Source organism: Nonomuraea sp. B208 (genome assembly GCF_057536035.1).
This window is the reverse complement of the sequence record NZ_BAAJOU010000034.1, coordinates 1-20366: the sequence shown is the minus strand read 5'-3', so window position 1 is coordinate 20366 and position 20366 is coordinate 1. Positions and strand designations below refer to the sequence as shown.

Here is a 20366-nt window from a genome sequence, read left to right as displayed (position 1 = left end):
AGCGGCGGTTGGGCGTGAGGTTCCTCGGCGCCCTCGGTGGTGTCTCGTCACGCCTGGCCTGCGGGCTCAGGCGGTCCGTTCCCGAGGACGTACGAAACCGTCAGGTGGTTCCAGGAACAACCCTGACAGACCTCGACGACGTACACCCGGAACTCATCGTAATCATGTGCCATGGCGGCGAGCTCCGAAGCGGCCTTTGCCTGTCCGGCATGTGAGCCGAGCGAATCGCCATAGACATAGGTCACGTGGGTGACGTTCTCCCTCTCGCACACCGGGCAGAGACGTTCGGTCGGCTCGCCGAAGTGGCGTGCCGCGCGAAGGAGGTACGGCTGTGCGTCACAGACGTCACCGCGCGAAGTACGCCCGGAACGCAGGGAGCGGACGACCGCCCTTTTCGCGAGGCCGTAATCCACCACCCTTCGCTGTGACCACATGAGCGCCAGACTACGGCGTTTCAGCCGATCATCCCAACGCCTTGAAAAATCCATAGATTGCCGCGATATAGCGGAGCGACGTATCCTGGGGATGTATCGGCTCGATACATCGACGCGAGAGGAGGGCGGTTCCCATGGCCGGCGGACAGGGCAGGGTCCTGGAACTGGCCGTGCTCGGGTCGCTGCACGAGACGCCACTCCACGGCTATGAGCTGCGCAAACGCCTCAATGCCCTGCTGGGCATGTTCCGCGCGTTCTCCTATGGCTCTCTGTATCCCTGTCTGCGATCGCTCCTGGCGCGCGGCCTCATCACGGAGGAGCAGCCGGCTCCCACCGCGATCGTCGGCGGCCGTTCAAAGATCGTTTACAGGCTGACCGCCGAGGGCAAGGAACGGCTGCAGGAGCTGCTGACGCAGGCCGGGCCCTCCGCATGGGAGGACGAGAGCTTCGGTGTGCACTTCGCGTTCTTCCGGCACACCGAGGCCGAGGTGCGGCTGCGCATTCTCGAAGGCCGCCGTAGCCGGCTTGAGGAGCGGCTCGACGCGGTGCGGACCGCGCTGGCGCGCACCAGGGAGCGTCTCGACAGTTACACGCTCGAACTGCAGCGTCATGGGCTCGAGTCGGTCGAGCGCGAGGTGCGCTGGCTCAACGAGCTGATCGCAACGGAGCGTCGGGCCTCTGAGGGGCCCGAGAGGGATACCACGTCAACTGATGAGTAAGGGAGCGAGTGCGATGGGTTCGGTCCGCGTGGCCATTGTCGGTGTCGGCAACTGCGCGTCGTCGCTGGTCCAGGGCGTTCACTATTACAAGGACGCCGACCCGGACACACGGGTTCCTGGCCTGATGCACGTGAAGTTCGGCGACTACCACGTCGGCGACGTCGAGTTCGTCGCGGCGTTCGACGTGGACGCCAAGAAGGTCGGCCGCGACCTCTCCGAGGCGATCGTCGCCAGCGAGAACAACACGATCAAGATCTGTGACGTGCCGCCCCTGGGGGTGACGGTCCAGCGCGGTCACACCTTCGACGGCCTCGGCGAGTACTACCGGGAGATCATCGAGGAGTCCGACGAGGCTCCGGTCGACGTGGTCCAGGTGCTCCGCGACAACCAGGTCGACGTCCTGGTGTCCTACCTGCCGGTGGGCTCGGAGGAGGCCGACCGCTTCTACGCGCAGTGCGCGATCGACGCCAAGGTCGCCTTCGTCAACGCGCTGCCGGTCTTCATCGCCTCCGACCCCGAGTGGGCCGAGAAGTTCACCGAGGCGGGCGTGCCGATCGTCGGCGACGACATCAAGTCGCAGGTCGGCGCCACCATCACGCACCGCGTGCTGGCCAAGCTGTTCGAGGACCGCGGGGTGGAGCTGCTGCGCACCTACCAGCTCAACTTCGGCGGCAACATGGACTTCATGAACATGCTGGAGCGCACCCGCCTCCAGTCGAAGAAGATCTCCAAGACGCAGTCGGTCACCTCGCAGATCCCCCACGAGATGGGCAAGGCCGACGTGCACATCGGGCCGTCGGACCACGTGCCGTGGCTGGACGACCGCAAGTGGGCGTACGTGCGGCTGGAGGGGCGCTCCTTCGGCGACACGCCGCTCAACCTGGAGTACAAGCTGGAGGTCTGGGACTCGCCGAACTCGGCCGGCATCATCATCGACGCCGTGCGCGCCGCCAAGATCGCCCTCGACCGGGGCGTCGGCGGGCCGATCCTGTCGGCTTCCTCCTACTTCATGAAGTCGCCGCCGAAGCAGTTCTCCGACGACGAGGCCCGCGAGTACGTCGAGAAGTTCATCCGGGGCGAGGTCGAGCGCTGACCCCGGAGAACGGCGCCGCGTCCCTGGTGGGGCGCGGCGCCGTTCGCGCCTTCAGACCCGGGCGGCCGGCGGCAGCTCGGCGGCGGAGGCCGGCTCCCAGGTCAACGGGTCGCAGCCGAGCTCGGCGAGCAGCGGCACCTGCTCGCGGCACCACGGCGAGAGCGCCAGCAGGCCGTTCTGGGCCCCCTCGGCGAACTCCTTCCACGGCATCCACATCGTCTCCCCCACCTCCTCCGGGTTGGGCTCCGCCGGCCCCTCGACGACCACCCGGTAGACCGGGCAGAGCTCGTGCTCGACGATGCCGTTGGCCATGACGGCACGGTAGGAGAAGCCGGGCAGCATGAGGTCGGCGCCCTCGGAGCGCAGCCCCAGCTCGTACGCCAGCCGCCGCACCACCGCCCGGCCGAGTGCCTCGCCCGGCAGCGGATGGCCGCAGCAGCTGTTGGTCCACACCCCCGGCCAGGTGACCTTGTGGTCGGCCCGCCTGGTGAGCAGCACCCGGCCTTCGCCGTCGAAGACATAACTGGAGAACGCCAGGTGAAGCGGGGTCTCCGGGCCGTGCACCGACGTCTTGGGCGCGGTGCCGAGCGCGCGTCCGTCACGGTCTACCAGCACAACGTGTTCCTCGATCGTCACGCTTCGAAGCGTACGCAATGACGGCCACCGCGAGGAACCTCCGCACCGGGACCGGCGCGGGCTTGGCTAGGCTGACGGCGTGTCCTTCGTCGCCGATCTCCGCGTGGTCCTCCGGGGCAGAGACTTCAGGCACCTGTTCGGCACGCGGCTGGTCTCCCAGTTCTCCGACGGGATCTTCCAGTTCGCGGTGACCGGGTTCGCCTTCTTCAGCCCCGAGAGCAAGACCACCGCGTTGCAGGTGGCGGCGGGGCTCGCGGTGCTGCTGCTCCCCTACAGCATCCTCGGGCCGTTCGTCGGCGTGTTCATCGACCGGTGGCCGCGGCGGCAGGTCCTGGTGCTCGCGCCCGTGGCGCGCGGCGCGCTGCTGCTGGTGGCCGCCTGGCTGGTCGCCGCGGACGCCCCCGACCCCGCCTTCTACGCGGCGGCGCTGGCCGTGCTGGCGGTCAACCGGTTCTTCCTGGCCGCGCTCGGCGCCTCGCTCCCCCACGTCGTGCCGACCGAGCGGCTGCTGTCGGCCAACGCCGTCGTGCCGACCTCGGGCACGGTGGTCACGTTCGTCGGCGTGGGCGTCGGCTTCCTGCTGCGCGCGCTGGTCGGCGGCGACGACTCCGGCGTGGCGGTGCTGCTGGTCGCCTCCGGAGTGGTGTTCGCGCTGAGCTCGCTGATCGCCCGCCGCATGGACCGCATGCTGCTCGGCCCCTGGCCCGACCCCGACCGGCCGCAGGCCCGCGAGGCGCTGCGCAACGTGGTGGTCGGCCTGGCCGACGGCACGCGCCATCTGCTGAGTCACCGGATCGCGGCCGGCACCCTGGGCGCGATGGCCGCCCACCGCTTCTTCTACGGCATCGCGACCGCCCTCGGCATCATCCTCTACCGCTACTACTTCACCGACGGCGACCCCGACGCCGCGCTCAAGGGCATCGGCCTGGTCGTGGCCACCTCCGGCGTCGGCTACTTCGTGGCGGTGCTCATCACCCCCTACGCGACCGAGCGGTTCACCATCGAGCGCTGGGTGCCGATCGCGCTGACCGCGGCCGGCGTGCTCACCGCGGTGCTGGTGCTGCCGTTCCAGGAGTGGGGGCTCGCCGCCGCCGGGTTCGTGCTGGGGGTGGCCGGGCAGAGCGTCAAGATCTGCGCCGACACCACCGTGCAGCGCGACGTCGAGGACATCTACCGAGGCCGCGCGTTCTCCATCTACGACATGCTCTTCAACGGGATGTACGTGCTCGCCGCGGCCCTGTCGGCGGCCATCCTGCCGGCCGACGGCAAGTCGTACCTCGCGGTGGCGATCATGTCGGTGGGCTATCCGCTCGCGGCGCTCGCCTACCGGGCGATCGCCGCGCGCTCACGTCAGCGGCTGACCGAACCGCCGTCAGCCGAGCTCGGCTGACCGCGACCACTCCAGCAGCGCCTCGGTCGCGGCCTCCTTGCCGATCACGCCCTTGTCGAGCCTGAGGTCGAGCAGGAACTTGTAGGCCCTGCCCACGACCGGCCCCGGGCCCACGCCCAGCACCCGCTGGATCTCGTTGCCGTCGAGCTCGGGCCGGATCTTGGCCAGCTCCTCCTCCTCGGCCAGCCGCTCGATGCGCTCCTCCAGGTGGTCGTAGGTGCGCGAGAGCGCGGCCGCCTTGCGCTTGTTGCGCGTGGTGCAGTCGGCCCTGGTCAGCTTGTGCAGCCGGGAGAGCAGGTGACCGGCGTCGCGGACGTAGCGGCGCACCGCGCTGTCGGTCCACTCGCCGGTGCCGTAGCCGTGGAAGCGCAGGTGCAGCTCGACCAGCCGGGAGACGTCGGCCACGACGTCCTTGGGGAACTTCAGCTCGCTCATGCGTTTCTTGGTGAGCTGGGCGCCGACCACCTCGTGGTGGTGGAACGACACCCGGCCGCCCGCCTCGTGCCGGCGCGTCTTGGGCTTGCCGACGTCGTGCATGAGCGCCGCCCAGCGCAGGATGCGGTCGGCCTTGCCGTCCTCCTCCTGGGCGATGGCCTGGTCGAGCACGGTCAGCGTGTGCTCGTAGACGTCCTTGTGCCGGTGGTGCTCGTCGATCTCCAGGCGGAGCTTCGGCAGCTCGGGCAGCACGTGGGCGGCGAGGCCGGTCTCGACCAGCAGCCGCAGCCCCTCGCGGGGGTTGGCGCCGCAGATCAGCTTGTCCAGCTCGTCGCGGATGCGCTCGGCGGAGACGATCTCGATCCGCTCGGCCATCGCGGTCATCGCCGCCAGCGCGGCGGGATCGACGGCGAAGCCGAGCTGCGAGGCGAACCTGGCCGCGCGCAGCATCCGCAGCGGGTCGTCGCCGAACGAGCGCTCGGGCGGGCCGGGCGTGCGCATCACCTTCGCGGCCAGGTCGTCGAGCCCGCCGTAGGGGTCGACGAACTCGTGCCCGGGCAGGCGCACGGCCATCGCGTTGACCGCGAAGTCGCGCCGCTCCAGGTCGGCCTGCAGCGTCTCGCCGTACATGACCTCGGGCTTGCGCGACTTCGGGTCGTACGACTCGCTGCGGTAGGTGGTGATCTCGATCAGCCAGCTGCCCTTGCGCAGCCCGACGGTGCCGAAGTCGATGCCGATCGTCCACACCGAGTCGGCCCAGTCACGGACGATCTCCAGCACCCGCTCGGGGCGCGCGTCGGTGGTGAGGTCGAGGTCGTTGCCGACCCGGCCGAGCAGGATGTCGCGCACCGGGCCGCCCACCAGGGCCAGCTCGTGCCCTTGCGCGGCGAACAGGCGGCCGAGCTCGTCGGCCACCGGGGCGATCTTGCGGAACAGGTCGGTCATCGCCCGCCGCTGGCCTTCGGTCAAAGTTGCATCCACCACAACCGGGTCGGTCCTTCGTCATCCGGAACATATCCCCCGAGCCACATGAGGTCCGGGTTACCGTCGGTCAAGGGACCGTCGGGGGCCATGGCAACGAGGCTAGGAGGTCTACATGAAGGACGCCCTCGCGATCCACCGCTGGCTCCTCGCCCACCAGGTCCATCATGAGATCGTACGCCTTCCGCGCCCCTTGGCTCGCGCGGAAGAGCTTCCCGGGGCGCTCTCCGCGGCCCCCGGCCGATGCCTGACGGTCACGGTGTTCGAGGTGGCCACCAGGGTCGGCGGCGAGGCCGTCGTGGCCGTCGTCGCCCCGGTGTCCGCCGGTCCGCGTCCCGGAGCCGTGGGCGGCCTGCTCGGCGCGCGCCGGGTGCGACCCGCGCCGGCCCACGTCGTCAACTCCGCCACCGACTACGCGCACGGCCTGGTCTGCCCGCTGCTGCTGCCGGCGTCCCTGCCGCTGCTCGTCGACGACCGGTTGAGCGCCGCCGCGGGGCCGATCTTCACGGCCACCGGCGAGCGTCACACGGCCCTCCGCATTCGTGCGCTCGACCTGCTGACTCTCCTGCCAGGCAAGACGGTCGACCTCCGCCTGGCACGGCCAAGAGGATCACGTGCGGCGGTCACGCGGCGGCACTGAACCCGTACCATTGCGGGCGTGCGTCGTCGTACTCCAGCCCGGGCAGCCGCGTGATCCGTAAGACCGCGCTGCTCGCCGTGCTGTCCGCCGCGTTGCTCGCCCCCACCCTGGCGGCGGCGCCGAGCACGGCTGCCACGAGCGCTCAGACCAGCAGGCAGACCCTCTCCGTCGCCATCACCGCCATCACGCCCGCGGTGCCGCGCTCCCCGACCGACGTCATCAAGATCAGCGGCACGGTGCGCAACGACACCGGCGCCGACATGGCCGGCCTCCAGGTGCGCCTGCGCTACGACGCCCAGAAGCTGCCCGACCGGGCCGCCATGGACGCCTACATGAGCGACCAGTCCACCGCGACGCTGCCGGTCAACGTCTCCACCCGCAACTCCTACATGGACCTGCAGCCGCTCGCCGCCGGCGGCACCGTCCGCTGGGAGATCCAGGCCACGCCGGTGCAGCTCGGCCTGCGCGAGTTCGGCGTCTACAAGATCGCCGTGGACGTGGCGCAATACCGCGTGCCGCTCCAGGCCGAGCGCACCTTCCTCACGTACGCGCCGCCGACCCCGCAGAAGCTGCCGCGCACCAGGCTCGCCGTCGCCCTGCCGGTCATCGACCAGCCCCACCGGGCCACCGACGACCCCGTGTTCGTCGACGACAAGCTGAGCCAGGCCATCGCCGGCAAGGGCCGCCTCGCCGACCTGCTCCGCATCGCCCAGTCCGCGCCCAGCAACGTGACGTGGTTCGTCGACCCCTCGCTGCTCGACGACCTCAACACCATGGTCAAGGGCTACAAGGTCAAGACCAAGGACGGCGAGCAGAGCCGGCCCGCCAACCCCGCGGCCGGTCAGTGGCTGCAGGAGTTGCGCACCGCCCTCGCCGCCGCGCCCGTCGTGGCGGTCCCGTACGCCGACCCCGACCTCACCGCGCTCACCCACCAGGGCCTCGACGACCAGCCCAACCGGGCGATCGCGCTCGGCGGCAAGAAGGCCAAGGAACTGCTCGGCCGCGACGTCAAGACGACGATCAACTGGCCCGCCGGCGGCCTGCTCGACCCCGACGCGCTCGACCTGCTCTCGGTCAGCGACGACAAGGTGGACAAGGTCCTGCTCGACGCCGCCAACCTGCCGCCGGCGCAGCCGCTCACGGTCACGCCCGACGCCGCCTCGACCCTCGACTCGGTCCAGGGCCCGGTGACCGCACTGGTCGCCGACCCCGGGCTGAGCCGCCTGTTCGAGCCGGAGACCAGCACGTCCCTGCTGCTCAGCACGCAGCGGTTCATCGCCGAGACCGCGATGATCGCCGCCGAGCCCGGCCAGACCCTGCCGAGGTCGCTGGTCGTCGCCCCGTCGCGGCGCTGGGACCCCAACCCCGCGCTCGTCACCGGCCTGCTCAAGACCGCGGGCCGGCTGCCCTGGCTGCAGCTCACCACGCTGGAGACGATCAAGCCGGGCAAGGCGTCCGTCCCGCGCGCCGGCCTGACCTACACCGACCAGAACCGCCGCGAGGAGCTGAGCGGCAAATACCTGGCGCCGGTGAAGGAGACCGCGGAGCGGGCCCAGCTCACCGCCCTGATCACGGCCACGCGCACGCAGTCCGTGTTCGACGCCGCGGTGCTGCGCACCGCCTCCTCGGCCTGGCGCAACAGCACCCGCATGGGCCGCTCGGTGACCAACGCGGTGAGCAAGGCCGTGACCGAGCGCGTGGACCGCGTCCAGATCACCGGCGCGGGGCCCGACCGGCCGCGCACCCTGGCGGGCAACAACGGCTTCGTCCCCATCAGCGTCAAGAACGCCAGCGGCGCCGAGATCAGGCTCTACGTCGACGTGCGGTCCGACGACCAGAAACTGCTGCAGGTCACCTTCCAGCAGGACGAGCCCCTGTCCATCGGCGCCGGGCAGAGCGGCACGGTCCAGGTGCCGATGAACGCCACGCCGGGCACCAGCGGCGACGCCACGGTGACCGTTCAGCTCAGGACCGCCGACGGCAAGGCCTACGGCAAGCCGCAACGCCTCACCATCCGCACCACCGGCTACACCGGCATCGCCTCGGTGATCGTGGGCGCGGGGCTCACCGTCATGCTGGCGGCCGTGGTCACGCGGGTGGTGCGGCGCAGGGCGGAGCGCAGGCGCGCGGCGTCCGCCAGGAAAACGGGAGAGTGAAGACCGAATGAGCCGCATGCTGCGGGCCAGCGCCCTGATGGCGGCCGGGACGATGGTGTCCCGGGTCACCGGGTTCGTACGCACCATGGTGCTCGCCTACGCCATCGGCACGGCGGCACTGGGCGACTCCTACAACGCGGCGTACGCGATCCCGTACAGCATCCTCGACCTGCTGCTGCTGGGCGTCCTGAGCAGCGTCGTGGTGCCGATGATCGTGCGGGCGCAGCAGCAGGACCCTGACGGCGGCCGGGCCTACGAGCAGCGGCTGCTGACCGTCGCGACGATGGCGCTGACCGTCGTCGCGGTGCTGGCCGTGCTCGCCGCGCCGCTGCTCATCGACCTCTACACCGACTGGGCGCCGGGCAGCAGGAAATACGAGGTCGGCGTGATGCTGGCCCGGTTCATCCTGCCGCAGCTCGCCTTCTTCGGCATCGGCGCGGTCGCGGGCGCGATACTCAACACCCGTGATCGCTTCGGCGCCCCGATGTGGGCGCCGGTGATCAACAACCTGGTCGTGATCTGCGTGTTCGTCACGTACGCGCTGGTCAGCCAGGCGCGCGACAACATCGACGCGGTCACCACCGCCGACCTGGCGCTGCTCGGGCTCGGCACCACGGCCGGCATCGTGGCCCAGGCGGCCGTGCTGATCGTCGCGCTGCGCCGGGCCGGGTTCTCCTTCGTGCCCCGCTTCGACCTGCGCAACGCCCGCCTGGGCGAGATGGGCAAGGCCGGCGTCTGGACGATCGGCTACGTCATCGTCACCCAGCTCGGCTTCCTGCTGACCACCAACCTGTCGTCCGCGGCGGGCGCCGAGGTGCCCGGCCACGGCATCAGCCCCTACACGCTGGCCTTCCAGCTCTTCCAGCTCCCGTACGGCGTCGTCGGCGTCTCGGTCATCACGGCCATGCTGCCGCGCATGAGCCGGGCGGTCGGCGAGGGCCGGCTCGCCGACGTGCGCGAGGAGTTCGGCTCCAGCGTGCGGCTCATCTGCGCGCTGATGGTGCCGGTGTCGCTGCTGCTCATGGTGCTGGGGCCGGCGATCACCGTGCCCCTTTACAGCCACGGCGCCAACAGCGTGGCCGACGCCGTCTACATCGGCAACGTGCTGCAGGTGTACGGGCTGGCGCTGGTGCCGTTCGCGGTCTTCCAGCTGCTGCTGCGGGTCTTCTACAGCTTCGGCGACACGCGGACGCCGGTCTACGTCGGTGCCGGGACGACCGCGGTCAACGCGGGGCTGATGGTGGTGTTCTACCTGCTGCTGCCGCCCGAGTACGCGGTCATGGGGCTGGCGCTGGCGTACGCGATCGCGTACGGGCTGGGCGCGCTGCTCGCCTGGATGCTGGCCAGCCGCCGGGTGGGCGGACTCGACGGATGGACGGTCGGCATGGCGATGACCCGGATGTACCTCGCCTCGCTGCCCACCGCCGTGCTGGCCCTGGCCGCCGTCTGGGGGGTCACGCAGGCGTTCGGCGGGCTGCGTTTCGTCAGTTCGCTCATCGTCCTGGCGGTCGGCGGCGGGCTCGGTCTGGTGCTCTACCTCGGTGTGGCTCACAGAATGCGCATACCGGAGGTCAACTCGATCGTTGGGATGGTCGCGCGACGGGTAGGTCGGTAAAGAAACTCGGCACTACGATGGAGCCCGACACGCGCGAATGGAAGCAGGAGGGGCGTGGGCGGATCCACCCGGCATAGCGTGCCTTCGTGGGACACCACCACGCGGGCGAGTCCAACCATGTCCGATCGGCCTAGCGGAGTGAGCCTGTGAGCACGTCGGCCGTCGCCCCCGGCACCCGCCTCGCCGAGCGCTTCCGGCTTGAGGACCGCGTCAGCGAGTCCGACGGCGCGACGCTGTGGAAGGCCATCGACGAGATCCTCGCGCGGCCGGTGGCCGTGCACACGTTCGCGCCCGACTTCCCGCGCGTGCACGAGGTCGTGACGGCCGCCCGCGCGGCGAGCCGGCTCACCGACCCGCGCCTGACGCAGGTCTTCGACGCCGCCGAGGACGACAAGCACGCCTACGTCGTCAGCGAGTGGGTCACCGGTGAGACGCTGACCGACCTGCTGGCCAACGGGCCGCTGGAGCCCGAGCGGGCGGCCGGGCTGGTGGCCGAGGCCGCCGAGGCCCTGGCCCACGCCCACGAGGCCCGCCTCTACCACCTGTGCCTGCGCCCGGCCCACCTGGTGTGGACGACCGGCAACACCGTCAAGGTGCTCGGCGTGGCCGTCGACGCCGCGATGTACGGCCTGACCACCGACCAGCCGGCGCTCGACGACGCCGAGGGCCTCGGCCGGCTGCTGTACGCGGGCCTGACCGGCCACTGGCCGGGCGACGAGGAGGAGGGCGGCCTGCCCGCCGCCCCCATGATGGACGGCCACTTCTGCACGCCGCGCCAGGTCACCGCGGGCGTGCCCGGCTACCTCGACACCGTCACGGTGCGGGCCTGCCTGCCCGAGTCGCGCAAGGGCCAGGGCGCGCTGTCCAGCCCGGCGGAGATCACTGAGGCGCTGGCCGACGTGGCCCGCCCGATGCCGATCCCGATCTCCTACCCGAGCACGCCCGCGGTGGCCTCCGCCTCGCACTCCGAGGGCCTCGACGTGGGCCACCGCAACCAGACCACGGTCGCGCCGCTGCCTCCCGCGCCGCGGCGGCCGCAGGGCGGCGGCAGCACGCTCAACCGGGTGCTCATGACGATCGTGGTGCTGCTGGTCATCGCCGCGGTCGGCGTGGGCGCGTGGACGATCGGCCGCAGCCTCGGCAGCGGCACCGAGCCCGAAGCTCAGACGGCCACGCCGAGCGCCACCGGCTCCACCTCCTCCACGCCCACGCAGACGGTCAAGCCGGCCAAGGCCAAGGGCTTCGACCCGCTCGGCGACGACGGCGACGAGAAGTCGGACAAGGCCGGCCTCGCGATCGACGGCAAGCCCAGCACGTACTGGGAGACCCAGGGCTACGCCACCGCCGAGCTCGGCAACCTCAAGAAGGGCGTCGGCCTGCTGCTCGACATGGGCAAGTCCGTGCAGGTCAGTGACGTGGTGGCGACGCTGGGCAGCACCTCGGGCGCGAACGTCGAGCTGAAGGTGGGCGACGCCCCCGAGCTCGGCTCGCTGAAGACGGTCGCGACGGCGAAGGACGCCTCGGGCAAGACCACGTTGAAGCCCGATCAACCCGCAACCGGACAGTACGTTTTGATCTGGTTTACCCGTCTTCCGGCAGATGCGGGCAAGTTTCATGGCACCATCTATGAAGTAGTGGTGCACTCTCCCGGATCGGCATAATCAGGAAACTCTCTTGTGAACTCCCCACCCGAGACACCTTCAGCAGCGGATCGGCCTGCGGTCACGGACGCCGACCTGCTGACCGCGCACATCAACGGGGATCCTCACGCCTTCAGCGAGATCGTCAAACGGCACCGCGACCGCATGTGGGCGGTCGCCCTGCGCACGCTCGGTGACCCGGACGAGGCCGCCGACGCCGTGCAGGACGCCTTCGTCTCCGCCTATCGCAAGGCCGCCACGTTTCGCGGCGAGGCCGCCGTCACCACCTGGCTGCACCGCATCGTGGTCAACGCCTGTCTCGACCGCATGCGGCGCAAGTCCGTCCGGCCGGTGGCCGACGACGAGCTCATCGAGGCCGCCGAGCGCGAGACGCCGCTGCCGGACCAGACCCTGGAGCGCGAGGTCTCCATGGAGGTTTCGGCCGCTCTGAAACTGCTGCCCGCCGACCAGCGCGCGGCCCTGGTGCTCGTCGACATGATGGGCTATTCGGTCGAAGACGCAGCTCAGGTGCTGGAGGTGCCGAGCGGCACCGTGAAGAGCCGGTGCGCCCGTGGGCGCGCGAAACTTGCCCCAATTCTTTCGCATCTGCGGAACCGATCAGACCTCAATCGCGTCTCATCCGCGAAGGGAGCAGAACTTCGTGACGGGTGATACGCACTACGAACTGGAAACTCTCGCCGAGCTGGCCGAGGGTCTCCTGGACGCTGCCGAGGCACGCCAGGTCCGCGAGCATCTCGCGGTCTGCGACCCCTGCGGGGAGCTGCTGGCCGACCTGGCGGCGGTTCGCGAGGTGCTCGCGGCGACCCCCACACCGGCCATGCCGATGGGTGTCGCACTGCGCATCGACAAGGCCCTGGCGGCCGAGGCCGAGACCGGGCGCGGCGGCGTCGGGCTCGCGGAGCCACCGGACTGGGACGAGCTCATGCGGGACGCCCCCTGGGAGCGGCCGATCGCGGTCCCCGAGCCCGTGGGCTCGGTCAACGGCTCCGCGGCGGACGTCCCCGAGCCGGTACGCCTCGGAGTGGTCTCCGACGACGGCACCATCGTCCCCGCCAGGACGCGCTCGGCCAGGAGGCGGCGGTGGGCGCTGCCCGCGGTGGCCGCCGCGGCGGCCGCGGCCGTGGTCGGCACGGCGGTGGTCTCGACCAACCTGCTCGCCTCGGGCGGCTCGTCGGGCGGCTCCGCGCCGGTCGCGCTGCCGTCCAGCGACGTGGCGAGGACCCCGGAGCGGGCGCCGGCGTACAAATTGACCGACAGCGGCTACAACTACAGCGACTACGCCCTCCGCCAGCCGATGGAGCAGTTCTTCGGCTTCGCGCAGGCGCAGCAGCCGCTGGGCGGCGACAACGCCGCCGCCAAGGCGGCCAAGTGCGTGGGCAAGGTGGGCGAGCGCAACGGCCTGGAGACCTTCGCGGCCGACCAGGGGCAGTACAACGGGCAGGAGGCGCTCGTCGTCGTCTCCTGGAAGGACCGGACGGCCAAGAAGATCCGCATCGACATCGTCGACCCGTTCAACTGCAAGAACCTGCGTAAGGCGGCCCTCGGGCGCTGGTAGTTCCCGTACGTGTGCGTCGTGAAGAGCCCGCTTCGGCGGGCTCTTCCTTTTTTGTCCTGTGCACAACCTGTGGAAAAGTACGCGCAACGAGGTCCCCTCGCAGGTCACCGTACGATTCGTCGGGCCTGCGGCCGGGTCGCGGGTAGGGAGGGGAATCAGGGCGGCCTAGGATCTGTTGACGCCGGTGCAACTGCAGACGAGGAAGGCGTGGAGCGTTGAGCGACGTTCGTAACGTGATCATCATTGGATCCGGGCCAGCCGGCTACACCGCGGCCGTCTACTCCGCGCGCGCCGAGCTCAAGCCCCTGGTCTTCGAGGGCTCCGTCACCGCCGGCGGCGCGCTCATGAACACCACCGACGTGGAGAACTTCCCCGGGTTCCCCGACGGCATCATGGGGCCCGACCTCATGGACAACCTGCGCAAGCAGGCCGAGCGCTTCGGCGCCGAGCTGGTCGCGGACGACGTGGTCGAGGTGGACCTCACGGCCGAGCCCAAGGTCGTCAAGACGCACACCGACACCTACTACGCCAAGTCCGTCATCCTGGCGATGGGCTCCGGCTACCGCGAGCTCGGCCTCGAGAACGAGAAGCGCCTGTCCGGCCACGGCGTGTCCTGGTGCGCCACCTGTGACGGGTTCTTCTTCCGCAACAAGGACATCGTGGTCGTCGGCGGCGGCGACACGGCGATGGAGGAGGCCACGTTCCTCACCCGGTTCGGGCGCATGGTCACCGTGGTCCACCGCCGTGACGAGCTGCGGGCCAGCAAGATCATGCAGGACCGCGCGCTCGGCAACGACAAGATCCGCTTCGTCTGGGACTCCGAGGTCGTCGACGTGCTCGGCGACACCAAGGTCGAGGCCGTGAAGCTGCGCAACGTCAAGACCGGCGAGGAGTGCGAGCTGGCCACCGACGCGCTGTTCCTCGCGATCGGCCACGACCCGCGCACCGACCTGGTCAAGGGCCAGATCGACCTGGACGAGAACGGCTACATCAAGGTCGCCTCCCCCAGCACCGCGACCAACATCCCCGGCGTGTTCGCCGCGGGTGACGTCGTCGACCACACCTACCGCCAGGCCATCACCGCGGCCGGCACCGGCTGTGCGGCCTCGCTCGACTCCGAGCGCTGGCTCGCCGACAACGACAAGTAAGGAGCGCACCGTGAAGGCAGTCACCGACGCCACGTTCGAAGCCGAGGTACTCAAGAGCGACAAGCCCGTGCTCGTCGACTTCTGGGCGGAATGGTGCGGCCCGTGCCGTCAGGTCTCGCCCATCCTTGAGGAGATCGCCAAGGAGCACGGCGACAAGCTGGAGATCGTCAAGCTCAACATCGACGAGAACCCCGAGGTTCCGCGCCAGTACGGTGTGCTCCAGATCCCGACGATGAACGTCTACAAGGGTGGCGAGGTCGTCAAGCAGATCATCGGCGCCAAGCCGAAGGCCATGCTGCTGCGCGAGCTCGACGGCGTCATCTAGGCCGCGTCCTCCGGCGGTCCTGACGACCCGTCTCTCGTGGCGCGCTTCGCCCGGCGAAAGAGCCTCCCGCGACCACGCGGGGGGCTCTCCTGCTTCCCGATGCCTCTGAACGGGTCCCAGCGGGCGCGTGCTCCCTCGGCACCTCCCGTGGGTCCCCCGCCGTGCGGCGGGCCGTCACACTGGGCGCAGGGCCCGTTCGGGGCTCATGGACCCGAGCAGCCGCTCCAGCGCGACCTCGACGTCCTCCCGCCACGACACGGCGCTCTTCAGTTCGAGCCGCAACCGCGGAAAACGCAAATGCGGACGAACAGTCTTAAATCCCACTGAAAGCAGATATTCGGCAGGAACCACGCAACTGGGCTCCTCCCACTTGAGATCCCCGAACGCCTCGATGGCTTTCACCCCGCGCCGCGTCAGGTCCTTGGCCATCCCCTGGATGAGCATCCGCCCCAGCCCGCCGCCGGAGAACTCCGGAATGATGTGCGCCGTCATCAGCAGCACCGCATCGGCGCTCACCGGCGAGGTGGGGAACGCCACCGACCGCGGCGTGTAGAGCGGCGGGCTGTAGAGCACGAACCCGGCAGGCACGCCGTCGACGTACGCGATCTTGCCGCAGCTCCCCCACTCCAGCAGCGTGGCGGAGAGCCAGGCCTCCTTCTCCAGCCCCGGATCCCCGGAGTCCACCGCGCGCTCCCCGCTCATCGGGTCGAGCTCCCAGAACACGCACCGCCGGCACCGCCGCGGTAGATCTTCAAGATTGTCCAGGGTTATGTTGACCAGCCGGCGCGACAACTACCGCCCCTATCGTTGACCCGGAAAAGCGCGCGAAAACCGCGTCCACAGGTGGCATCGTAGCTCAGTGAAGAGAACGTCAGCGGACACCACGACGGCGTAGCCCTGTCACGTACGACATGTCCGGCTGGCGTAATCTGGTATTTCCGCCCGATATGACACCTAGGAGGTGGGCCGTGACGGAAGAGCTTGATCACGGTCAGACACCCGCGCCGGCCCAAGGGTCGCGCATCGACGCCTACGTCGATCGCTACGCCGCGCGAGCTACCGGGATGGTCGCCTCCGAGATCCGAGCTCTTTTCGCCGTCGCGTCGAGGCCCGAGGTGGTCTCGCTCGCGGGCGGCATGCCGTACGTCACCGCCCTTCCCCTCGACATGGTCGGCGAGCTCGTCTCCGAGCTCGTCACCCGGCGCGGCCCTGTCGCGCTCCAGTACGGCTCCGGCCAGGGCGACCCGCATCTGCGCGAGCAGATCTGCGACGTCATGCGCCTTGAGGGGATCCAGGCCGCGGCGGACGACGTGGTCGTCACCGTGGGTTCGCAGCAGGCGCTCGACCTGATCACCCGCATCTTCATCGACCCGGGCGACGTGGTGCTCGCCGAGGGCCCCTCGTACGTGGGGGCGCTGGGCACTTTCTCCGCCTATCAGGCCAAGGTGGTCCATATCGCCATGGACGATCAGGGCATCGTGCCCGAGTCCCTGGCCCAGACCATCTACGCGCTGGAGACCGCCGGCGCGCCCATCAAGTTCCTCTACACGATCCCCAACTTCCAGAACCCGGCCGGCGTCACCCTCAACATCGCCCGCCGCCAGCAGGTGCTCGACATCTGCCAGCGGGCCGGGGTGCTGATCATCGAGGACAACCCGTACGGGCTGCTCGGCTTCGACGGCGAGCCCATGCCCGCGCTGCGGGCCGACAACGCCGACGGGGTCGTCTACCTGGGCTCGTTCTCCAAGACGCTGGCCCCGGGCTTCCGGGTCGGCTGGGCGCTCGCCCCGCACGCGATCCGCGACAAGCTCGTGCTCGCCATGGAGTCGGCGGTGCTGTCGCACTCGTCGTTCACGCAGCTCGCGGTCGGCCAGTACCTCGCCACGCAGCCGTGGCGGGAGCAGATCAAGACGTTCCGCGAGCTCTACCGCGAACGCCGCGACGCGCTCCTCGACGCCCTGGAGTCGCTAATGCCGCCCGAGGTCACCTGGACCCGGCCGGGCGGCGGCTTCTTCGTCTGGGCCACCCTTCCCGAGGGGCTCGACTCGAAGGCCATCCTGCCGCGGGCCGTGGCCGAGCGCGTGGCGTTCGTCCCCGGCACCGGCTTCTTCTCCGACGGCAGCGGGGCGCGGCACATGCGCCTGTCCTACTGCTACCCCGAGCCCGACCGGATCCGCGAAGGCGTGCGCCGGCTCGCCGGGGTGATCGAGCAGGAGATGCAGCTGCGCGACACGTTCGGCACGGGCTCCGTACGCGAGCACAACGGCGTCGACACTCCCGGTCCCGACCTCGCCTGACCCCCGAACGGCCCGGCCACCCGCGCCGGGCCGTACGGGGCTCCGCGCCGGGCGCCTCACGTACACCATTCGCCCCTCACGCCGGTACGCTCGGACAGCGTTCTGTCAGCAGAGGAGAAGTGATGAGCGAGTTGGGCCACGTGCTGGTGCTGGCCGGAGGCCTCTCCTACGAGCGGGAGGTGTCCCTGCGCTCGGGCCGCCGGGTCACCGAGGTGCTGCGCACCGCCGGCGTCGACGTGGAGACCCGCGACACCGACGCCTCCCTCGTGCCTTCGGTCCTCGCCGACCCTCCGGACGCGGTGTTCGTCACCCTGCACGGCGGCGCCGGCGAGGACGGCGCCATCCGCTCCGTGCTCGAACTCCTCGACGTCCCCTACGTGGGCGCCGACCCCGACGCCTGCCGGGTGGCCTTCGACAAGCCCACCGCCAAGGCGGTCGTCCGCTCCGTCGGCCTGCGCACGCCGGAGTCGGTCACGCTGCCCAAGGAGACCTTCCACGACCTCGGCGCCACGGTCGTGCTCGGCCGGATCATCGAACGGCTCGGCCTGCCCCTGTTCGTCAAGCCGGCGCGGGGCGGCTCCGCGCTGGGCGCCTCCATCGTCCGCACCGCCGAGGAGCTGCCCGCCGCGATGGTCGGCTGCTTCGCCTACGGCGACACCGCCCTCATCGAGCGCTACGTCGAGGGCGTGGAGGTCGCCGTCTCGGTCGTGGACGTCGGCGACGGCCCGATCGCCCTCCCCGCCGTCGAGATCGTCCCCGACAAGGGCGTCTACGACTACGCGGCCCGCTACACCGCCGGGCACACCGAGTTCTTCGCCCCGGCCCGCCTGTCCCCGGCCGCCGCGGCCGCGTGCGCCCAGACGGCCGTCACCGCCCACACGGCGCTCGGCCTGCGGGACATCTCCCGTACCGACCTCATCGTGGACGCCGACGACGTCCCGCACTTCCTGGAGGTCAACGTGGCGCCGGGGATGACGGAGACCTCGCTGCTCCCGATGGCCGCCGAGGCGGCCGGCCAGGACCTCGGCGACCTCTGCCGCGCCCTCCTCCGGAACGCCGCGGCCCGCGCCCGCGCCTGATCCCGGGTCGTAGCCTTACGGTGTGCTGATCGATCCGATGTACCCCAAGAGCTTTGCCAGCGACAACCACGCGGGCGTCCACCCGGACATCCTCGAAGCCATGGCGGCGGCGAACCAGGGAGACGCCCCCGCCTACGGCGGCGACACCTGGACCGCCGCCTTCGCGGAGAAGGTCAAGGAGGTGTTCGGCCCGGAGGCGGAGGGCTTCGCGGTGCTCAACGGCGCGGGCGCGAACATGGTGGGCCTCGCCCTCACCCTCCCCCGCCGCTACGACGCCATCATCTGCGCCGACAGTGCGCACATCGCGACCCACGAAGGCGGCGCCGCCGAACGCCTGCTCGGCGTGAAGCTGATGACGGTCCCCACCTCGCACGGCAAGCTCCGCCCGGCCGACATCGAGTCCCGCCTGCGCGGCCTCGGCGATCCGCACGAGTCGCAGCCGGCGGTCGTCTCCATCTCGCAGGTGACGGAGCTCGGCACGTGCTACTCCCCCGACGAGATCGCGGCCCTCGCCGAGACGGCGCACGCCGCCGGCCTACGCCTCCACATGGACGGCGCCCGGCTGGCGAACGCCGCCGCCCATCTCGGCTGCGACCTGAAGGCCATCACCACCGACGTCGGCGTGGACGTCTTCAGCTTCGGCGGCACCAAGAACGGCGCGCTCGCCGCCGAGGCCGTGGTCGTCCTCGATCCGTCCCTCGCCGAGGCCGTGCCCTTCCTCCGGCGGCAGTCCCTTCAGCTCGCCTCCAAGATGCGCTTCATCTCCGCCCAGCTCACCGCCCTGCTCTCGGACGACCTCTGGCACCGCAACGCCCACCACGCCAACCAGATGGCCGCCCGCCTGGCCGCCGGCCTCACGGACGTCCCCGGAACGTCCCTCGCCTACCCCGTCGAATCCAACGCCGTCTTCGCCCAGCTCCCGCACGCCGTCGCCGAAACCCTCCGGGACCGCTACCTCTTCCACTACTGGGACGAGCCGGCCGGCGTCGTCCGTTGGATGACCGCCTTCGACACCACCCCGGAACACATCGACGACTTCCTCGCCGACCTCCACAAGGCCGCATCCGCCCTCTGAAGCGCACCCGACCGGTCCCCGCAAACCCCCGCCCATGTTTCACGTGAAACCAACCACGCTTCGCTCGCGCCTCGCTCCGTGTCGCGTCGGCTTCCGTGTCCCGAGCGCCCCCGAAGCCTCGTAAGCGTGGGAGCGGCCCGCCACTGTTTCACGTGAAACCAGCCGCCTCTTCCCGAAGAGCCGTCAGCCCCAGTTTCCGACGCCACGGGCACCGGGGCTGACGACCGTCACCTCAGAAATGGCCAGCCCCGTTCCCGCTCGCGGCTCGCCCTCTGTCACACAGCCCGCCCTGCATCGCGCGGCCGCATTGCCCCAGTCAGCGTCCCTTGCCACCACCCGCACCGCATCGCCTCGCACTGCACCGCCTCGCACCACACTGCACCGCCTTGGGAGCCGGGGGCTGACGACGGTGTTTCACAAATGGCCAGCCCCGTTCCCACTCCCCGCTCGCCCTGTGCCGCCGCAGCCCGCCCTGTATCGCGCGGGCCGCGCTGCCTCGGGCAGCGTCACCTTGCCCGCCGCCCGCACCGCACTGCACGCGCCGCCGCACCGCCGCACCGCCTCGGCTGGCACCACACCGCCCGGCACCGCGGGGGGCACCGGGGCCGACGACGGTCATTTCGGGAATGGCCAGCCCCGTTCCCGCTCGCGGCTCGCCCTGTGTCGCGCAGTCCGCCCTGTGTCGCGCGGCCGCATTGCCCGGGGCAGCGTCACCTTGCCCGCCGTCCGCACCGCACTGCACGCCGCCGCACCGCCTCGCCTGGCAACCACACCGCCCGGCACCGTCTCGGGCGCCAGGGCTGACGCCCGTCGCTCCACAAGTAGCCAGCCCCCTTCACGCTCGCAGCTCGCCCTGTATCGCGCGACCCCGCCGCACCCGCCGCACCCGCCTCGCCTGACGCCGCACCGCCCGGCACCCGCACCGCATGCACCCCCGCGCTGCGGCGTCCGGCGCCGCCCAGTACCGCCTGACACCGTCTTGCTCCCCTTGCGTCCGCGCCGTCCGCGCCGTCCGCGCCGTCCGCGCCGTCCGCGCCGTCCGCGCCGTCCGCGCCGTCCGCGCCGTCCGCGCCGTCCGCGCCGTCCGCGCCGTCCGCGCCGTCCGCGCCGTCCGCGCCGTCCGCGCC

General features: G+C 70.7%; 19 protein-coding genes. 15 read left to right on the top strand and 4 right to left on the bottom strand.

Features of this window, described 5'->3' with window-relative positions:
• Nucleotides 1-47 precede the first annotated feature (47 nt).
• Entirely contained in the window at nucleotides 48-434 is a 387-nt protein-coding gene (locus AC27IY_RS47290; RefSeq protein ID WP_020543057.1) for a DUF5318 family protein, read from the bottom strand.
• Nucleotides 435-568: 134 nt separating this feature from the next.
• Between AC27IY_RS47290 and AC27IY_RS47285 the strand changes: the two genes are divergently transcribed.
• The gene (locus tag AC27IY_RS47285) at nucleotides 569-1153 is read left to right on the top strand and encodes a PadR family transcriptional regulator (protein WP_091088297.1); all 585 of its coding nucleotides are present in this window, start codon (nucleotides 569-571) and stop codon (nucleotides 1151-1153) included.
• A gap of 13 nt (nucleotides 1154-1166) precedes the next feature.
• On the top strand, nucleotides 1167-2246 hold the full coding sequence (locus tag AC27IY_RS47280; RefSeq protein ID WP_344209003.1) for an inositol-3-phosphate synthase: 1080 nt from the start codon (nucleotides 1167-1169) through the stop codon (nucleotides 2244-2246).
• A gap of 51 nt (nucleotides 2247-2297) precedes the next feature.
• Here the strand turns inward: AC27IY_RS47280 and idi are convergent, their stop codons facing one another.
• Complete coding sequence (gene idi, locus AC27IY_RS47275; protein WP_487181921.1) at nucleotides 2298-2882, bottom strand: isopentenyl-diphosphate Delta-isomerase; 585 nt, start codon at nucleotides 2880-2882, stop codon at nucleotides 2298-2300.
• A 79-nt stretch (nucleotides 2883-2961) separates the two neighbouring features.
• On the opposite strand from idi, the gene AC27IY_RS47270 reads away from it, so the two are divergent.
• Nucleotides 2962-4272, top strand: coding sequence for an MFS transporter (locus AC27IY_RS47270; RefSeq protein WP_344209005.1), 1311 nt, complete (start codon nucleotides 2962-2964; stop codon nucleotides 4270-4272).
• On the opposite strand, the gene AC27IY_RS47265 is transcribed toward AC27IY_RS47270, so the two are convergent.
• Nucleotides 4255-5652: a CCA tRNA nucleotidyltransferase gene (locus AC27IY_RS47265; protein ID WP_344209114.1), complete on the bottom strand. Its 1398-nt coding sequence runs from the start codon at nucleotides 5650-5652 to the stop codon at nucleotides 4255-4257. The two genes, AC27IY_RS47270 and AC27IY_RS47265, sit on opposite strands and share 18 nt — an antisense overlap.
• A 151-nt stretch (nucleotides 5653-5803) precedes the next feature.
• Between AC27IY_RS47265 and AC27IY_RS47260 the strand changes: the two genes are divergently transcribed.
• The 8 genes from AC27IY_RS47260 to trxA all read left to right on the top strand — a co-directional run bounded on the left by AC27IY_RS47260 (nucleotide 5804) and on the right by trxA (nucleotide 14788).
• On the top strand, nucleotides 5804-6328 hold the full coding sequence (locus AC27IY_RS47260) for a YbaK/EbsC family protein (protein WP_344209007.1): 525 nt from the start codon (nucleotides 5804-5806) through the stop codon (nucleotides 6326-6328).
• A 50-nt stretch (nucleotides 6329-6378) separates the two neighbouring features.
• Nucleotides 6379-8484, top strand: a complete 2106-nt coding sequence (locus AC27IY_RS47255) for a DUF6049 family protein (RefSeq protein WP_487181920.1) — start codon at nucleotides 6379-6381, stop codon at nucleotides 8482-8484.
• Nucleotides 8485-8491: 7 nt separating this feature from the next.
• Entirely contained in the window at nucleotides 8492-10099 is a 1608-nt protein-coding gene (gene murJ, locus AC27IY_RS47250) for a murein biosynthesis integral membrane protein MurJ (protein WP_487181919.1), read from the top strand.
• A gap of 146 nt (nucleotides 10100-10245) precedes the next feature.
• Nucleotides 10246-11760, top strand: coding sequence for a protein kinase family protein (locus AC27IY_RS47245; protein WP_423451617.1), 1515 nt, complete (start codon nucleotides 10246-10248; stop codon nucleotides 11758-11760).
• Between the two features lie 15 nt (nucleotides 11761-11775).
• Complete coding sequence (gene sigM / locus AC27IY_RS47240) at nucleotides 11776-12411, top strand: RNA polymerase sigma factor SigM (RefSeq protein WP_091088316.1); 636 nt, start codon at nucleotides 11776-11778, stop codon at nucleotides 12409-12411.
• Nucleotides 12401-13315, top strand: a complete 915-nt coding sequence (locus AC27IY_RS47235) for an anti-sigma factor family protein (protein ID WP_364457216.1) — start codon at nucleotides 12401-12403, stop codon at nucleotides 13313-13315. Before sigM ends, AC27IY_RS47235 begins: the two co-directional genes overlap by 11 nt.
• A 215-nt stretch (nucleotides 13316-13530) precedes the next feature.
• Complete coding sequence (gene trxB / locus AC27IY_RS47230) at nucleotides 13531-14463, top strand: thioredoxin-disulfide reductase (protein WP_329587878.1); 933 nt, start codon at nucleotides 13531-13533, stop codon at nucleotides 14461-14463.
• A gap of 10 nt (nucleotides 14464-14473) precedes the next feature.
• Nucleotides 14474-14788 carry a thioredoxin gene (gene trxA, locus AC27IY_RS47225; RefSeq protein ID WP_344209018.1) on the top strand — a complete coding sequence of 105 codons (315 nt, stop codon included), beginning with the start codon at nucleotides 14474-14476 and terminating at the stop codon, nucleotides 14786-14788.
• A gap of 174 nt (nucleotides 14789-14962) precedes the next feature.
• On the opposite strand, the gene AC27IY_RS47220 is transcribed toward trxA, so the two are convergent.
• On the bottom strand, nucleotides 14963-15511 hold the full coding sequence (locus tag AC27IY_RS47220; protein ID WP_479724965.1) for a GNAT family N-acetyltransferase: 549 nt from the start codon (nucleotides 15509-15511) through the stop codon (nucleotides 14963-14965).
• A gap of 245 nt (nucleotides 15512-15756) precedes the next feature.
• On the opposite strand from AC27IY_RS47220, the gene AC27IY_RS47215 reads away from it, so the two are divergent.
• The 4 genes from AC27IY_RS47215 to AC27IY_RS47200 all read left to right on the top strand — a co-directional run.
• Nucleotides 15757-17085: an aminotransferase-like domain-containing protein gene (locus AC27IY_RS47215; protein ID WP_423477849.1), complete on the top strand. Its 1329-nt coding sequence runs from the start codon at nucleotides 15757-15759 to the stop codon at nucleotides 17083-17085.
• 122 nt (nucleotides 17086-17207) lie between these two features.
• Nucleotides 17208-18164, top strand: coding sequence for a D-alanine--D-alanine ligase family protein (locus AC27IY_RS47210; RefSeq protein WP_487181918.1), 957 nt, complete (start codon nucleotides 17208-17210; stop codon nucleotides 18162-18164).
• Between the two features lie 22 nt (nucleotides 18165-18186).
• A complete protein-coding gene (locus AC27IY_RS47205) occupies nucleotides 18187-19239 on the top strand; it encodes a threonine aldolase family protein (RefSeq protein WP_487181917.1) in 1053 nt (350 codons plus the stop codon).
• A 926-nt stretch (nucleotides 19240-20165) separates the two neighbouring features.
• Nucleotides 20166-20366, top strand: a 201-nt coding sequence (locus AC27IY_RS47200; protein ID WP_487181916.1) for a hypothetical protein, incomplete at its 3' end; no start/stop codon positions are given.

Bases quoted from the DNA above. Each gene is read 5' to 3' on its own strand.
- murJ (WP_487181919.1), top strand. From the start codon at position 8,492: ATGAGCCGCATGCTGCGGGCCAGCGCCCTGATGGCGGCCGGGACGATG.
- AC27IY_RS47265 (WP_344209114.1), bottom strand. From the start codon at position 5,652: ATGACCGACCTGTTCCGCAAGATCGCCCCGGTGGCCGACGAGCTCGGC.
- AC27IY_RS47280 (WP_344209003.1), top strand. From the start codon at position 1,167: ATGGGTTCGGTCCGCGTGGCCATTGTCGGTGTCGGCAACTGCGCGTCG.
- AC27IY_RS47285 (WP_091088297.1), top strand. From the start codon at position 569: ATGGCCGGCGGACAGGGCAGGGTCCTGGAACTGGCCGTGCTCGGGTCG.
- AC27IY_RS47260 (WP_344209007.1), top strand. From the start codon at position 5,804: ATGAAGGACGCCCTCGCGATCCACCGCTGGCTCCTCGCCCACCAGGTC.
- AC27IY_RS47210 (WP_487181918.1), top strand. From the start codon at position 17,208: ATGAGCGAGTTGGGCCACGTGCTGGTGCTGGCCGGAGGCCTCTCCTAC.
- AC27IY_RS47290 (WP_020543057.1), bottom strand. From the start codon at position 434: ATGTGGTCACAGCGAAGGGTGGTGGATTACGGCCTCGCGAAAAGGGCG.